Annotated in this window: 15 protein-coding genes; all 15 read right to left on the bottom strand. The window is 41.6% G+C overall.

Translation table 11 applies throughout. From position 1 onward, the window contains the following. Positions 1–1,041: a PhoH family protein gene (locus NQ536_RS06370; protein ID WP_044998021.1), complete on the bottom strand. Its 1,041-nt coding sequence runs from the start codon at positions 1,039–1,041 to the stop codon at positions 1–3. Positions 1,042–1,081: 40 nt separating this feature from the next. Continuing rightward, complete coding sequence (locus NQ536_RS06365; RefSeq protein WP_004851027.1) at positions 1,082–2,314, bottom strand: sporulation protein YqfD; 1,233 nt, start codon at positions 2,312–2,314, stop codon at positions 1,082–1,084. A gap of 2 nt (positions 2,315–2,316) precedes the next feature. After that, a complete protein-coding gene (locus tag NQ536_RS06360; RefSeq protein ID WP_004851028.1) occupies positions 2,317–2,592 on the bottom strand; it encodes a YabP/YqfC family sporulation protein in 276 nt (91 codons plus the stop codon). Positions 2,593–2,735: 143 nt separating this feature from the next. Further along, complete coding sequence (gene rpsU / locus NQ536_RS06355) at positions 2,736–2,912, bottom strand: 30S ribosomal protein S21 (RefSeq protein WP_004851031.1); 177 nt, start codon at positions 2,910–2,912, stop codon at positions 2,736–2,738. A 157-nt stretch (positions 2,913–3,069) separates the two neighbouring features. Continuing rightward, positions 3,070–5,733 carry an alanine--tRNA ligase gene (alaS, locus tag NQ536_RS06350; protein ID WP_004851033.1) on the bottom strand — a complete coding sequence of 888 codons (2,664 nt, stop codon included), beginning with the start codon at positions 5,731–5,733 and terminating at the stop codon, positions 3,070–3,072. 18 nt (positions 5,734–5,751) lie between these two features. Then, entirely contained in the window at positions 5,752–7,026 is a 1,275-nt protein-coding gene (gene hisIE, locus NQ536_RS06345) for a bifunctional phosphoribosyl-AMP cyclohydrolase/phosphoribosyl-ATP diphosphatase HisIE (protein WP_004851035.1), read from the bottom strand. Between the two features lie 17 nt (positions 7,027–7,043). Continuing rightward, a complete protein-coding gene (gene hisB / locus NQ536_RS06340; protein ID WP_004851037.1) occupies positions 7,044–7,646 on the bottom strand; it encodes an imidazoleglycerol-phosphate dehydratase HisB in 603 nt (200 codons plus the stop codon). Positions 7,647–7,683: 37 nt separating this feature from the next. Then, a complete protein-coding gene (gene hisD / locus NQ536_RS06335; RefSeq protein ID WP_044997987.1) occupies positions 7,684–8,976 on the bottom strand; it encodes a histidinol dehydrogenase in 1,293 nt (430 codons plus the stop codon). 68 nt (positions 8,977–9,044) lie between these two features. Next, positions 9,045–9,695: an ATP phosphoribosyltransferase gene (gene hisG, locus NQ536_RS06330; protein WP_004851040.1), complete on the bottom strand. Its 651-nt coding sequence runs from the start codon at positions 9,693–9,695 to the stop codon at positions 9,045–9,047. Between the two features lie 51 nt (positions 9,696–9,746). Then, positions 9,747–11,009, bottom strand: a complete 1,263-nt coding sequence (hisZ, locus tag NQ536_RS06325) for an ATP phosphoribosyltransferase regulatory subunit (RefSeq protein ID WP_004851042.1) — start codon at positions 11,007–11,009, stop codon at positions 9,747–9,749. A 256-nt stretch (positions 11,010–11,265) separates the two neighbouring features. After that, positions 11,266–11,799, bottom strand: a complete 534-nt coding sequence (locus NQ536_RS06320; RefSeq protein ID WP_004851044.1) for a Holliday junction resolvase RecU — start codon at positions 11,797–11,799, stop codon at positions 11,266–11,268. Continuing rightward, positions 11,800–12,804 carry an RluA family pseudouridine synthase gene (locus NQ536_RS06315; RefSeq protein WP_004851046.1) on the bottom strand — a complete coding sequence of 335 codons (1,005 nt, stop codon included), beginning with the start codon at positions 12,802–12,804 and terminating at the stop codon, positions 11,800–11,802. Between the two features lie 2 nt (positions 12,805–12,806). After that, positions 12,807–13,379, bottom strand: a complete 573-nt coding sequence (locus tag NQ536_RS06310; protein ID WP_004851048.1) for a hypothetical protein — start codon at positions 13,377–13,379, stop codon at positions 12,807–12,809. 39 nt (positions 13,380–13,418) lie between these two features. Then, entirely contained in the window at positions 13,419–14,201 is a 783-nt protein-coding gene (locus NQ536_RS06305; RefSeq protein ID WP_004851050.1) for an SDR family NAD(P)-dependent oxidoreductase, read from the bottom strand. Continuing rightward, entirely contained in the window at positions 14,183–15,592 is a 1,410-nt protein-coding gene (locus NQ536_RS06300) for an RsmF rRNA methyltransferase first C-terminal domain-containing protein (protein WP_004851051.1), read from the bottom strand. The genes NQ536_RS06305 and NQ536_RS06300 overlap by 19 nt, the downstream gene beginning before the upstream one ends. Between the last annotated feature and the right edge of the window lie 8 nt (positions 15,593–15,600).

Below are 15,600 nucleotides of genomic sequence, written 5' to 3'. Positions count from 1 at the left end.
TCACTTTCCTCTGTTTTTCTGGGCAGTGCGGGAACTAGACGGTCTTGAGCCCGATCTTGACTTATCCTGTCTGCTCATCTTATCTTCATATTTCTCATATGCATTTACTATCTTCTGTACAAGAGGATGTCTTACAACATCCAGACTCGTCAGATGACAAATGCTTATATCATCTATATCCTTAAGGACCTTAAGTGCCACATCAAGTCCTGACTGGGCATCGTGCGGTAGATCTTTCTGCGACAGATCTCCTGTTACGATCGCCTTGGAACCAAATCCAATTCTCGTCAGGAACATCTTCATCTGCGCCGGCGTGGTATTCTGTGCCTCATCAAGGACAATATATGCATTGTCCAGAGTACGTCCTCTCATGTAAGCCAGCGGGGCGACCTCTATAAGCCCTTTCTCCATATTCTTCATAAACGACTCGGCGCCCATGATCTCATAGAGTGCATCGTACAGCGGTCTGAGGTATGGATCAACTTTACTCTGAAGATCTCCCGGCAAGAATCCAAGCTTTTCACCAGCCTCAATAGCCGGTCTTGTTAGGATGATCCTTCCGACTTCGTTATTCTTAAATGCAGTTATAGCTTTTGCCATGGCAAGATATGTTTTGCCTGTTCCTGCAGGTCCCACACCAAACACTATCATAGACTTTTCTATCGCATTGACATATGATCTCTGTCCAACAGTCTTCGGCTTTATAGGCTTGCCGTTTGTCGTATGACAGATTATATCCCTGTCTATCTCTGCGAGATTCTCCTTTGCCTCCTGTGGGTGATCATTGACCATGGATATTACATAGTCTACCTTCTGTTCATCAAGAACAGCCCCCCGGTCAGCCATATCAAAAAGCTGATCTATGACCTGAATGGATCTCTTTACCTTATCCTCCGTACCGCTCACCTTCAGCTTGTCATCCCTCAGTATCATGGATACGTTAAAAATCTTCTCGATCTTTTTTATGTTGGCATCAAACTGACCAAATACTGTCTGGACATAATTGGATGCCACTGTAATAGATTCTGAATAATCTCCCAATTTCCAATCTCCTGTCTTTGATTTTATCTGTTTGTCTGTCTCAGTCTGCCTCAGTTTCAATGTTGTTTCCGGACACCACATTTCTCAAAGTTCTCGGAAATCCAACTGACATTCTCACTATCATATTTCCATCGGCAACGAGCTTATCAGACCTATTAGTTATAATAACATTTTTTTGTACAATTTGCACCCCTTTTTCCTGTAATTCACCAATATATGTCGCAATATGCTGCTCAGCCAGTGCTTTCATCTCATCCTCAGAATATTCCCGGCCCTCTATGTTACATACATGATTTCTTGATATCTGTATAGCAAACGGCAGATAAAAATCGCCTATATGCAACCAGTGCTCACTACTTTCCGTATCATATTCCTGTTGACCTTCAAGCCTTCCGCCATCTTTTCTATCATAGACAGACATAATCTTTTTCCCGACTCTGAGACTGATCGATCCCACAAATGTATCCGACACCTTTTTTTTGTAGTGTCTCGCCTCCACCTCGTCATGATATGGCATGCTGAACTGTCCTATGATCTCTCCCTGGGCCGATACATATCTTGTATCTACGATCTCACTTTCATCATTACATATATTTACAGCCCCCAATATAAGTGTATCCCCCTTTTTTACCTCATCGCCAACACTTACCACCGGAGTCCCCATGGATGTGACAATAGAATAAACTGTACAGTTAACAGAAGACACAATATCACATGGTGTATCCAGGGTATCATCCGTGAACACATCCACAGATTCACTGAGCCTCACTGTGAGTTTTGTGCCACTGATGCTGCAGGATACCCAGCACACCTCTTCCAGATTATCTGATATTGTTCCCTGCAAAACGGCTGTATCTATAGTTTCCTTTCTCCTACCGTAGCAAGGATAATTCTTCTCTATAACATTGAGGACTTCCTCCTCTGTATAGTTTCCACATCCACTGATATCAATACGCCACACATACAGAGATTCTATGTAAATGTATACAGCAAAGAGCACTATCCCTAGCAATACGGACAGCCGTCTCCTGTTTTTCATGAATTTCTGCCTCAGACTCTTCTGCTCTGTTATCTCTATGTCGAACATACAGTTTCTTGCTATTTCCCTTACCTTTTCGGTTTCATCGCAATAAATATACAAGGCCTCTTTATCATGGTTTTCATCACGCCATGTCTTTATCCCTTTATGTCCACAGATATTCATAAGCCTCAGCAGAGTACGCTCATCCCCATCTATTTTCACATAGCCTCTGATTTCACGTCTCATATCCATAATCACACCGTAAGCCAGTCTACACTGCTTATCACACCATAGATCTTTATCTCGTAACCTGTATAGTAATCAATCTGCAGTCCAGTACCGTATATGTTGAGAATGCCCTTTCGAGTCTTAACCGAAATTCTCTCATCATGGCAATATATCACATGTCTGAAGTTCTCTATCAGAATCTCTTCATTGTTAAATACCGTCATCCTTGACGTAGAACACTTTGCATCAGGACACCATCCCGGTGGTTCCATCTCTATGACTTTCTTTAATCTATCCTTCATAAACCCTCGAAATGCTTTTGGGATATTATATGAAAATGCATAAAAAAAGAGTACCGAATAAATTCGGTACTCCTAGAAATCAATTTAAAATCAAATATTAAATACTTATAAAATATTTATTATATATTCTGATTTATTTGGACTTATTTGTACTTACGCTTTCTAGCTGCCTCTGACTTCTTCTTACGCTTTACACTAGGCTTTTCGTAATGCTCTCTCTTACGAATCTCCTGCTGAATACCAGCCTTCGCACAATTTCTCTTAAATCTGCGAAGAGCGCTATCTAAGTTTTCGTTCTCTTTAACTATTACACTTGACATTCTCTCACCTGACCTCCCTCCAGTTGTAAATTATGCTACCAAATAACAACTGATTGGGTATTTTTAAGCACAAAATGTATTATATACATAAAATACCTAATCGTCAACAGAAAAATGACAAAATTATAAAATATCTGCGGCAACTGCTAGATGCCCGTTATGACAGCTGTGCCTGTGCCTCTGTAACAGCCTGCGCAAGGGCTGCATCTATTCCGTTAGGATCTTTGCCTCCTGCCTGAGCCATGTTTGGACGGCCACCACCGCCGCCACCAACGAGACCTGCCACAGCCTTGATGATATTGCCTGCATGTGCTCCCTTTGCAACAGCTCCGTCAGTTGCCATTGCTATGAGATTTACCTTGCCATCCTTTGCTGACGCAAGAACCACAATGCTGTCGCCGAGCTTGCTCTTGAAATCATCACCAAGATTTCTGAGTGAGTTCATATCAGTATCAGGAATAGCTGCTGTAAGTATCTTGATTCCATCCTTGTCAATTGCATTTGAAAGAACATCTCCGGCAGCTTCCTTAGCCATCTTATCCTTGAGTTTCTTATTCTCGTTTGTAAGTTCCTTAACCTCTGCAAGAAGCTGTTCGATTCTTGCTGCCACGCCGTGGATATCTGTCTTGGCTGCCTTAGCTGCTTCCACAAGCTCAGATTCCATGCTTCTGTAATACTCAAGAGCTCCAATAGATGTGAGTGCCTCTATACGTCTCGTACCGGCTGCAACGCCCGTCTCTGAGACAATCTTAAACATTCCTATAACTCCTGTGTTTGCTACATGTGTACCACCACAGAACTCCTTTGAGAAATCTCCGATTGATACAACACGTACCTTCTCGCCGTACTTCTCTCCAAAGAGCGCCATAGCTCCTGTCTTCTTTGCCTCATCAACCGTCATGATATCTGTGCAGACAGGTACGTCAAGCTGGATCTGCTCATTTACTATATCTTCAACCTTCTTGATCTCTTCCTTTGTCATAGCCTGGTCATGTGAGAAATCAAATCTCAATCTGCCTGGCTCAACAAGGGATCCGGCCTGCTCTACATGATCTCCGAGCACCATCTTGAGTGCCTTCTGGAGAAGATGTGTTGCTGAGTGGTTGTTGCATATGAGCGCTCTGTTCTCAGCGTCAACTGTAAGCTCTGCTTCATCACCGACATTCAGCTCACCTGACTCAACATAACCGATATGTGCTATCTTTCCACCTACAACCTTGACAGTATCCTCAACAACAAATGTTCCATTTTTGGTCTTGATGATACCCTTATCTCCTATCTGTCCACCCATTGTTGCGTAGAAAGGTGTCTCCGGAACTATAATAGTCGCCTGCGCTCCCTCTGATACTGTGTCAGCAAGAACAGACTTCTTATCTTTTCCCTCACCGAGCTCGGTTGTGATAGCAGTTATCTTGGACTTGTATGTCAGCTTATCATAACCAACAAATTCCGAGGTCATGTCAACTGGAAGTTGCTCATATACTGTTGCGTCGGCACCCATATATGTCGTAGTCTGCCTTGCATTTCTCGCGGTCTCCTTCTGAATGTTCATGCACTCAGTGAATCTTGCTTCATCCACCTCGATACCTTCCTCCTCGATGATCTCCTTTGTGAGGTCAAGAGGGAATCCGTAGGTATCATACAGCTTGAAGGCCTTGTCTCCTGAGAGAACCTTCTCACCTGCAGCCTTTGTCTCTTCTATATAATCTTTGAGGATAGCAAGACCTGTATCAATAGTCTTGTTAAAGCTCTCCTCCTCTTTGTCTATCTTATTAAAGATATACTCTTTCTTCTCACAAAGCTCTGGATAAGCGTCCTCCGACACCTCGATAACTGTCTTTGCAAGCTCTGAGAGGAACTTGCCCTTGATTCCGAGAAGTCTTCCGTGTCTCGCAGCACGTCTGAGAAGTCTTCTGAGAACGTAACCACGTCCCTCATTTGATGGAACGATACCATCAGATGTCATAAATGTAACTGAACGGATATGGTCAGTAATGAGTCTGATCGATACATCCTTCTCATGGTCTGTCTCGTACTCTACACCAGCCATCTCGCATACTTTGTCACGCAGAGCCTTGATCGTATCAACATCAAATATAGAATCAACATCCTGAACAACAACGGCAAGCCTCTCAAGACCCATACCTGTGTCTATGTTCTTCTGCTCAAGCTCAGTGTAGTTGTTGTGGCCATCATTGTTGAACTGTGTAAATACATTGTTCCAAACCTCCATGTATCTGTCACAGTCACAGCCTACCGTACAGCCAGGCTTACCGCATCCGTACTTCTCACCTCTATCATAATAAACCTCTGAACAAGGACCACAAGGACCTGCTCCATGCTCCCAGAAGTTGTCCTCCTTGCCAAATCTGAATATACGGTCAGCAGATACACCAATCTCCTTGTTCCATATATCAAACGCTTCATCATCATCCTGATATACTGATGGATAAAGTCTGTTCTTATCAAGTCCTACAACCTCTGTAAGGAACTCCCATGTCCAGGATATAGCTTCATGCTTAAAATAATCGCCAAATGAGAAATTACCCAGCATCTCAAAGAATGTACCGTGACGGGCTGTCTTTCCTACATTCTCAATATCTCCTGTTCTGATACACTTCTGACATGTTGTGACACGTCTCCTAGGTGGTACCTCCTGACCTGTAAAGTAAGGCTTAAGTGGTGCCATACCGGAATTGATCAACAGTAAGCTGTTGTCATTGTGTGGAATAAGTGAAAAGCTCTTCATTCTCAGATGACCTTTGCTCTCCATGAATTCCAGAAACATTTTTCTCAGTTCATTCACGCCATAATTTTGCATTGTCTAATATCCTCCACTCTATCTTCTGTCAGCCAGCTCTTCAGTAATATCTTTCCAGCTGATTCCTCTCTCTACCATCAGAACCATGAGATGATAAAGGAAGTCAGATATTTCATATTTTATATCTTCTGAATCAGGATTCATGGCTGCTATAACAATCTCAGTAGCACCTTCACCAACCTTCTTCAGAATCTTATCAATACCCTTGTCAAACAGATAGTTTGTATAAGATCCCTCACTTGGATCTTCCTTTCTATCCCTTATGGTATTATATACCTCCTCAAACACTTTCAGAGGATTAGTATCATTGTACTCCTTTCTCACCAGATCTGTAAAGAAACAAGTACGGCTGCCAGTGTGACATGCAGCACCTATCTGGGAAACCTTCGCAAGTATTGTATCCTTGTCACAATCAATAGTAAGTGACTTGACAAACTGATAATGTCCCGATGTATCTCCCTTCGTCCACAGTTCATTTCTGCTGCGACTCCAGTAAGTCATACGACCGGTTCTTATGGTTTTCTCGTATGATTCCTTATTCATATATGCTACCATGAGTACTTCACCTGTCTTATAATGCTGGGTAACACATGGAATAAGCCCATCTGAATTAAGCTTAAATTCGTCAAATGACATTGAGGACTCAAATAGGTTAACATCTATATTTGCGGCACGACAATCCTGCTTTATCTCCATTATATCCATCTTCTGAAGATTGTACAGGGAAATCGACTCTGCATTAGTCTTGTTCAGCATCTCTGCAACAGCTTCACCATTAGTCGAATATGTAGACACAATAACAGGCAGTGCAACAGTCTCTCGTATAGATTTAACAATATCCATATACTCTGGTACCATATTATTGTGAAGCAAAAGCAGCTCACCAGCACCAAGTTCCTTTAATTTTCTAGCATACTCCACCGGCTCATCGCACTCACTCAGATCTATAGTGCAGATGATTCTCTCGGAACCAAATCTGTCCGCAGCTTCAGTCACAAGCTCAGGATTGTTTATAGCTGCTGACTTCATACATACCTTTGAAGCACCTGCATATAAGAGTTTCTTTACATCCTCAAGCTTTCGGACACCACCGCAGGCTATAAGTGGAATATCAACGCTATCACATATCTGTCTTATGACATACACATTCGGCTCTCTGCCTTCCTTCGTTGCCCTGCTGTCAAAATACGCGATCTCGTCAGCACCTGCATCATTGTAATACTTTGCCATCTCCACAGCGTTGTTCAAGTCCAGACATGGAATTATCTTTTTGTAGATCATATCATTACTCATCTCGAGTCTGCACCTCCTTAAAGGGTACCTTTTGTAGAGAGAACCCTTCCATTTAATCTTCTGTCGTAAGTTGTTGCCTCATCAAGAGCCTTTGCAAATGCCTTAAATGCAGCCTCTATGATGTGGTGATCGTTCTCACCGGAGAACTGTTTTAAGTTGAGATTCATCTCTGCAGCGTACGATACCGCATAGAAGAACTCCTTGACCATCTGAGTGTCAAAATATCCTACTCTCTCTGTAGTGAGGTTCAGATCATAGACAAGATATGGTCTTCCTGACAGGTCAATAGCACACATTACAAGGGTTTCATCCATAGGAAGGAAGAAATTGCCAAATCTCTTGATGGCTTTTTTTTCTCCGACAGCCTCCTTGATAGCCTTGCCGAGCACGATACCAACATCCTCTATAGTGTGATGGCAGTCTACATACAAATCTCCCTTTACCGTCACATTGAGATCAAAAAATCCATGTTTTGCGAAGCTTGTGAGCATATGGTCAAAAAAACCTATACCTGTATCTATTTTAGACTGTCCTTTTCCATCTATATTTAATTCGAGGGTTATGTCCGTCTCGTTGGTCTTTCTTGTGCATTTTGCGATTCTTGCCGCTTTTTCTGCCATATCCCTGTCTCCTTCCCATATTCTATATCATAATGTATTATTTTTCAAATCTAACCGCTATCGAATTGGCATGGGCTGTGAGCTGCTCAGCCTTAGCAAATGTCTCTATGTCAGTGTGAACGGCCTCAAGCGCCTCTTTTGAATAGTAGATTATGCTTGATTTCTTGATGAAATCATCCACTGAAAGAGGTGAGAAGAACTTTGCTGTTCCATTTGTAGGAAGCACATGATTAGGACCTGCGAAGTAATCTCCGAGGGGTTCTGAAGAATACTCACCGATAAATATCGCTCCTGCATTCTTTACTCTTGTCATTACGTCAAACGGATTGGCTGTGACAATCTCAAGGTGTTCTGATGCTATGTCGTTTACCGCATCTATCGCATCATTAAGATTATCTGCAAGAAGAATATAACCATAGTTGTCTATGGACTTTCTCATTATTTCTTTTCTTGAAAGTTCATCTATAAACTTGTCTACCTGAACTGAAACCTTTTCTGCAAGATCCGCAGATGTTGTAACAAGGATAGCGGATGCCATCTCATCATGCTCAGCCTGTGAGAGCAGATCAGCAGCAACATACCTTGGATTGGCTGTATCATCCGCAAGAACCATTACCTCAGATGGTCCTGCTATAGAATCAATGCTGACATGTCCGTATACAGCTCTCTTTGCCAAAGCTACAAATATGTTTCCAGGACCAACTATCTTATCAACCTTTGGAATTGACTCCGTTCCATATGCAAGGGCTGCAATCGCCTGAGCGCCTCCGGCTTTGTATATCTCGTCAACTCCTGCTTCTTTTGCAGCAACAAGTGTTGTCGCATACACCTCGCCCTCTGCGTTACAAGGGGTGGTCATGACGATCTTCTCAACTCCTGCAACCTTAGCAGGCATTACATTCATAAGAACTGATGAAGGATATACAGCTTTTCCACCAGGTACATACACACCAACCGATGCCAGTGCTGTGACCTTCTGTCCGAGAAGTGTTCCGTTTGGTTTTGAGTCAAACCAGCTGTACTGCTTCTGCTTCTCATGATACTCCCAGATATTTTTCTTTGCCTTTCTGATAACCTCAAGAAGCTCCGGGCTCACCTGTGTATATGCATAATCTATCTCAGCCTGTGTGACCTTGACATTGGCTGCTGTTATATCTGCCTTGTCAAACTTTTTTGTATACGAGAAGAGAGCGGCATCACCGTTGTCCCTCACATCATCAACTATTCCCTGTACAGTCTCAGCATAATTACCGAAATTGCTTGGACTTCTCTTTAAAAGATTTTTCAGAAGATCCTTCTTTGTCTCTGCGTTAAGCTTTACAATTCTCATCTCTGTCATGCCTCCGTATAAATATCAATTAATCAATCTATATCATCCCTTTAGTATCGTATAGGAATCTATTTGTTCTCTTCTTTAATAAGTCTGTTGAGATCCTCAAGAAGCCTGTGTATTCTCTCATTCTCCATCTTAAGGCTCACCTGGTTCACTACCATTCTCGCTGAGAGCGGACAGACCTCCTCAAGCACCTCAAGGCCGTTCTCCCTGAGTGTACTTCCGGTCTCAACTATATCCACTATCACCTCTGAAAGTCCCACTATAGGGGCAAGCTCAACTGAACCGTTAAGCTTGATTATCTCCACCGTCTGGTGTTTTCTGTTATTGAAATAATCCTTTGCTATAACAGGATATTTGCTGGCAACCCTTATTATCTCATTCTTCTTTAAAAGTTCTCTCGCCGATGCCGGTCCGCACACGCACATACGGCATTTGCCAAATCCAAGATCCATAACCTCGTAGAGGTTACGTCCCTCTTCAAGGATTGTATCCTTTCCAACAACACCTATATCAGCCGCGCCATACTCAACATATGTTGGGACATCTGTAGCCTTTGACAGGAAAAACTTCATTTTCAGTTCTTCGTTGACAAATATAAGCTTTCTTGTATCTGGATCCTTCATCTCTTCACATGTTATACCTATCTGCTCAAGAAGTGCAAGCGTCTTCTTTGCAAGTCTTCCCTTAGCTAGGGCAAAAGTCAAATATCTCATAGTTTTCTAACCATCTATGCCTTTCGTTTTCATCTTATTTAGTCTTCTGGATCATTTTATGCTATATGATTCGCCATCCCACATTGAGTTTGTCTTATTTATAACATCATACGCCACAGCCAACTCTTTCTGATCAAAATATATAAGTCCCGAGAAATGCTCCCTTCGAGCGTACTCTAGATAATCTTCAATAGACTTTTTCTGTGACTTTCTTATAAGCTCTATCTTGCATCCCTCACTTCTAAGTTTCATGCCTGTCTTGATCGCTTTGTCCTGCTCCTCAATATTATAAAGAATGATGGTATTTGAATACTCCACATGTATCTTGATATTCTGTCTGTTCATCGCCATTATAAGTTCTTCCACCGTGAACGCAAATCCTATAGAAGGCGCATCCTTGCCAAACTGCTTTAACAGATTATTGTAACGGCCACCCTTTACTACAGCATCACCAGTGCCATAAGTATAACCCCTGAAAATGATTCCTGTATAATAATTGTATCCATCAAGCATGCCAAGATCAAAACTTATATGCTTTTCGTATCCGTAGCACTCGAGTGCCTCATAAACTCTTCTGAGCCTCTTTACAGCCTCAAGTGATGTCTCATTTGACACATAGCTCTCAGCCGTGTCAAGCATCGCCACACCACCAAACAGTGAATCAAAAGAAGAAAAAGCCTTTTTGAGCGAATCACTGATATCAAGTGCGTCTACATATTCCTCAAGGCCAAAAAAGTTCTTAATATGAATATATTCCTTTATCTGATCCTCTTCCTCTTCACTTATACCAGACTCTGCGACAAGGCCCTTGAAATAGTCGATCTGACCTATCTCGATCTGGAAATCCTTTATTCCAATCTCATTGAAGCAATCTATGACGGTGGCTATTATCTCCGCATCAGCCGCTGATGAATCATCGTTTATAAGCTCTGCACCTATCTGCGTCACTTCCTTGAGCTTACCCTGAAGCTTAAGTGTATTTGTGTATGTGTTACCTGTGTAACAAAGTCTTACAGGAAACTCCTCGTCTGCATAATACTTTGCAACACATCTTGCAATAGACGGAGTGATATCAGGTCTTAAAACAAGTGTATTGTTATCTCTGTCAAAGAACTTATACATCTCATTCGAAGGAGCCGATCCCTTGTCTCTGTTAAATATATCAAAAAACTCAAATGTCGGTGTCTCTATGTCATGATAGCTGTATAACTCCAAGATGTGGTGGAGTTCATTCATAACCTTTCTCTTCTTTTTGCACTCTACATCGTAGGTGTCCCTAACTCCATCTGGGGTCTGTAACAGTTTGTCCTGCATAATCGTATCTCCTTGTAAATAAATATTGTTCAGGCACACGTCCTGATATGTGACATATATCGTTTTACGCTTTATACTTATTTTTTCCCTGAAGTGTTTTATGCTTTCACTTTACTACACTAAAGTGTTACTTCGCTACTTTGATAGCATGTCAACGTGCCCATTATATTAGAGCTTGTACGTTTTGTCAACACACTTGTTATATAGTATTTATCATCAGATATCATACCAAAAGCTATTTCTAAAAATTGATTTTTTAGTCATGCCCTGACAGATCACGACTTAGAGGCTCCAGGTAATGCACAAGGGCACCTCCCTTTGACTCCACAAAATAATCAGGATCCAACTCATCATATTTGAAATTGTTAGGATGTCCGTTCTTTGCTCTTTCAAGAAATCCTTCAAGTTCCGAAAATCTCATGTAATACAGCCTGTTTCTTCCTGTAAACATGATTACTAGAAAACTCACTCCATCCTGCTTTTCAAAGTCAGACATAAATTTTATCTGATGTTCATGTATGTTCCTCATAGTAAATGTGTCTGTCGCACACTCCTTGGCATCAAAACAGATGGGAACACCCTGAACTACGCCTATGTAATCGACCGTGGAATCCTTTTCAAAGTATGCCAGCGTTATCTGACTGCTGTCCTTGTCAATCTTTATTGGTGTTATAGGGGTGGGTATCTTCTGAACCAGTGCGAGATTTTTCTGTCTGTAGTATTCGTTTGTATGGTTTATCATATCCTCAAGGGTAGATCCCCTAAGTCCGCGGGAATTCCATGTTGCCATCTACTCAAATAAATCCTTTTCTATTTTCTTATACATGTCAGGCTTAAACGCAGAAAAAATTTTACCGGTTAGGTAATCAAGGCCACCCGTAACATTTGTAAATTTAACCTCACCGCAGTGCAGCAATTGATTTCTAAGTTTGTATGTCTGTCTGAAGTATATATTCGTCTCTCTGTCCCCATACTTCTGATCTCCGACGATCGGATAACCCATATGAGAAAGCTGCGCCCTGATCTGATGAGTTTTTCCTGTTATCAGCTTAACCTTCACCTCGGTATATTTTCCATTAGATCTTACCGGTTCGAATATCGTATGGATTTTTTCAAATTCATTCTTTCCAGAATCCTGCTTTATCTCGTCCACACCGTCTCTCACGATAACTGTATTCTTTTTCTCGTCCTTTACAAGATATGCCGTAACGTCCTGAACCGACTTTATGTGTCCCTTTACAATGGTGTAATAATATTTGTCTATATTTCTCTCCCTTATTATCCTGGATAATTCCTGGTTTCCCATAAGGGATACTCCACATAGAACAAGACCGGATGTATTTCTATCCAGTCTGTTGCATATCGACGGCTTATATGTTCTAAGCTGCTCTGAAGTTATATATCCATTGTCCAGAAGATAATCTAACACACTTTCATTTATCGAATAATCGTCTTTGGAGGCTTTCTGCGACAATACGCCAACCGGTTTGTTGACTATAAGGACATTGTGATCATGATATATTATCTCCGGTTTGAACTTCTTCTGTGATCCAGAAGCCGCAGTCTGTATATTATCATCCCTAAATGAATCTATCGTGTCATCCGCAAGATAAAGCTGTATCACATCCCCGACATACACTATCTCATTTCCAACTGCTTTGCCACCATTTAATTTTATGTTTTTCTTTCTTATCATCCTGTACACGAAACTAGACGGAGCCTTGTTCAGATATTTCATCACAAGTTTATTCAGTCTCTGTCCTGCCTCGTTTTTTGATATTACTATCTCTCTCATTTTTATATTCCCAGTTCAAATAATCTCTCTCTCATTCTCTCGTCGGCACCGATGAATTCCTCTGCTGGAGCCTTTATTTTGCCTGCCTTGGATATAAAGCTGTCTATGTCCGTTGCTACTATAACTACATACTGCTTCTTCTGATCAGCAAATGCCTCAGTTATTATCTTTTTCAGGGATGCTTCATCTTTTATCTTCTTTCCAAAGTCACCATTGTAATAAAATAGCATCCTGCCATCCCTGATCACGGCAACAGGAAAATAAACTATTCCCTCATATCTGCTGACAGAAACATCATACACAACGGATGGATCCTCAAAGTAAGATAACTTCTTAAGTTTTGAGTACTCTTCATCTGAGAGTTCCCTAAATCCGGCGCACATTATGTAAGCCACAAGCTGCTTTGCAAGTGGCAGTGCCACCAATATCGGTATAACTATAAATATTGATTTTCTGGTGTCGAACATCACCACCGTAAAAAACACTCCGGCGATAACGAACAGTCCCAGCACAATGATACTTATAAGAACATTCCTCTTGTGTCTGTTCATATATCCGTGTTGTCCTTTTTCCATATCATCCTCCAGTTAATTGATAGTAGTAATCTTTTATCTTTATTTCATAAATCTGATCAGAATACTGTGTGGCAGGTATTTGCTCACAAGTCTGAAGGCTTTCATAAGAGGTGAGTAGACAGACATTTCACTCATATAATAAGAATCAAACAATGCCTTCTTAACGACCTTCTTAGGATTGGCTCTGAGAACCATCTTGTATGGCTTTGACTTCGTATACTTCTGTGCCACATCAAAGAATTCTGTCTTTACCGGGCCTGGGCAGACAGCTGTCACGCTAATTCCCCTGCCTTCAAGCTCTCTGTTTAACGCTCTTGAAAAGCTGAGCACCATTGACTTTGATGCTGCATATATTGCAAATGATGGCTGTGGCAGGAATGCCGCAGACGATGCAAGGTTAATTATGTTGGACGGATCTGACATGTATGGCAAGGATATATGTGTTATCTCAGCAAGAGCTCTGCAGTTGAGATCAAGCATTCCACTTACATCATCCACTGTCATATCCTCAAAATGTCCGGCTATGCCGTATCCTGCTGCATTCACAAGAACTCTTATGGATGGATCCTGTCTCTCCAGAAGATTTCTGTAGAATTTTATATCAGATTCCTTTGTGAGATCAAGCGACAATATTCTCACAAGTTTTCCGCTTACTGCATTTATCTCAGCCTTGACCTCTGCAAGCCTGTCCTTTCTTCTCGCAATCAGCCATATCTCATCTATAGTTTTGTATTTCTGTGCTATCTGAATAGCAAATTCTCTTCCAATTCCCGAAGATGCACCAGTTACTATTGCTACTTTTTTCACGACATCATCCTCCATCCAGATAAATATTTGTTCTTCAATACGCCTCTGTTGTTCTTTGCCCAGCCAAGTGGATAGCCATCCACACAGACAAGAACATATCCATTTTTTAGCTCCATACCCGAATCTACACTGTCAGCAGATTCTGTATCTAGCTCTATTGTCTCTCCCTTTAAATATTTGATGACACGTATGTCATCAGCCTGCAGATCAACCACATTGTCAAACTGATTTTTCTTCAGATACATTGCAAGCGACTGGCTCGGCTCAAATCTGTTTTTCTTGACTTCTCCAAGAAACAGTCCATGTCTCAGCAACCTGAGTCCCTTAACATCAGGCATACCATCGGGGATATAGTAAAGTCTCCCTTTATTCTCTTCTATCCTGCCAGGGGTTATTCCGGCATCCGCAGAAACATGAGTTATAAAATTCAGGAAATCTTCATCAGCCTTATACGGTTTAAATGAATACGTCTGACATCCTCTGACATATGCGTCAGCATCTTTTTCAAACAGCGCAATGAAATGTCCCTCCCCCTTCAGGTGGTGCGGCCACAGTCTAGCACACTTTTTGAGGTCAGGATTTCCAGTCTCCCCCCATTCAGGATTGCCGTCATCAAACTTCTCATATTTAGGAAAATCGATCAGATGAATACAGTCATCTATCGATAGAAGATATTCCACTGATCTTTCATCCTCCTCAGGTGAAAATGTACACGTAGAGTACAACAGTCTTCCACCTGGTTTCAGCATCTTACATACCTCTTTCAGTATTCCCCGCTGAAGTCCCGCAAATAGTTCGGTGCCATTGTTCTCCCAGGCTGTCATCATTGACGATGACTTTCTGAACATTCCCTCACCGGAACAAGGGGCATCTATAAGTATCTTGTCAAATGTTTCCTCAAATGCCTTTGATAGGTTATTAGGCGGCTCACTCACAACACACATGTTGCCTATACCGAAAAGTTCCAGATTTTTCAGAAGTGCCTTCGCCCTTGAATTGCTTATATCATTTGATATAAGTATTCCTGTACCGCCAAGCTTAGCAGCAAGTTCCGTGGATTTTCCTCCCGGAGCTGCACATATATCAAGCACCACATCCCCCTCATCGATATCAAGTACGCTAGCTGGTGTCATGGCACTCGGTTCCTGTATATAATAAAGTCCCGCATAATAATACGGATGCTTGGACGGTGTATATTTCTTATGATCGTAATAGAATCCATTCTTTGTCCACGGAACCGGTTCAAGTTCAAATGGACTGATCTTAAGAAAATCCTCAACAGATATCTTGGATGTGTTCACCCTGATTCCATGATACATATCACTATCAAAACACTTTATATAGTCATCGTATTCATCGCCAAGCTGACTCTTTATTCTCTCGTCAAATTTCTTAGGTAAAACCATATAAAACT

The organism is Coprococcus eutactus (assembly GCF_025149915.1).
GTDB lineage: Bacteria > Bacillota > Clostridia > Lachnospirales > Lachnospiraceae > Coprococcus > Coprococcus eutactus.
Note: the sequence above shows the minus strand (reverse complement) of the source record. Positions and strands in the feature narration are given on the sequence as shown.

Bases quoted from the DNA above. Each gene is read 5' to 3' on its own strand.
- NQ536_RS06365 (WP_004851027.1), bottom strand. From the start codon at position 2,314: ATGGATATGAGACGTGAAATCAGAGGCTATGTGAAAATAGATGGGGAT.
- NQ536_RS06360 (WP_004851028.1), bottom strand. From the start codon at position 2,592: ATGAAGGATAGATTAAAGAAAGTCATAGAGATGGAACCACCGGGATGG.
- rpsU (WP_004851031.1), bottom strand. From the start codon at position 2,912: ATGTCAAGTGTAATAGTTAAAGAGAACGAAAACTTAGATAGCGCTCTT.
- alaS (WP_004851033.1), bottom strand. From the start codon at position 5,733: ATGCAAAATTATGGCGTGAATGAACTGAGAAAAATGTTTCTGGAATTC.
- hisIE (WP_004851035.1), bottom strand. From the start codon at position 7,026: ATGAGTAATGATATGATCTACAAAAAGATAATTCCATGTCTGGACTTG.
- hisB (WP_004851037.1), bottom strand. From the start codon at position 7,646: ATGGCAGAAAAAGCGGCAAGAATCGCAAAATGCACAAGAAAGACCAAC.
- hisD (WP_044997987.1), bottom strand. From the start codon at position 8,976: ATGAGAATTGTAAAGCTTAACGCAGAGACAAAGAAGGATCTTCTGAAA.
- hisG (WP_004851040.1), bottom strand. From the start codon at position 9,695: ATGAGATATTTGACTTTTGCCCTAGCTAAGGGAAGACTTGCAAAGAAG.
- hisZ (WP_004851042.1), bottom strand. From the start codon at position 11,009: ATGCAGGACAAACTGTTACAGACCCCAGATGGAGTTAGGGACACCTAC.
- NQ536_RS06320 (WP_004851044.1), bottom strand. From the start codon at position 11,799: ATGGCAACATGGAATTCCCGCGGACTTAGGGGATCTACCCTTGAGGAT.
- NQ536_RS06315 (WP_004851046.1), bottom strand. From the start codon at position 12,804: ATGAGAGAGATAGTAATATCAAAAAACGAGGCAGGACAGAGACTGAAT.
- NQ536_RS06310 (WP_004851048.1), bottom strand. From the start codon at position 13,379: ATGGAAAAAGGACAACACGGATATATGAACAGACACAAGAGGAATGTT.
- NQ536_RS06305 (WP_004851050.1), bottom strand. From the start codon at position 14,201: ATGGAGGATGATGTCGTGAAAAAAGTAGCAATAGTAACTGGTGCATCT.
- NQ536_RS06300 (WP_004851051.1), bottom strand. From the start codon at position 15,592: ATGGTTTTACCTAAGAAATTTGACGAGAGAATAAAGAGTCAGCTTGGC.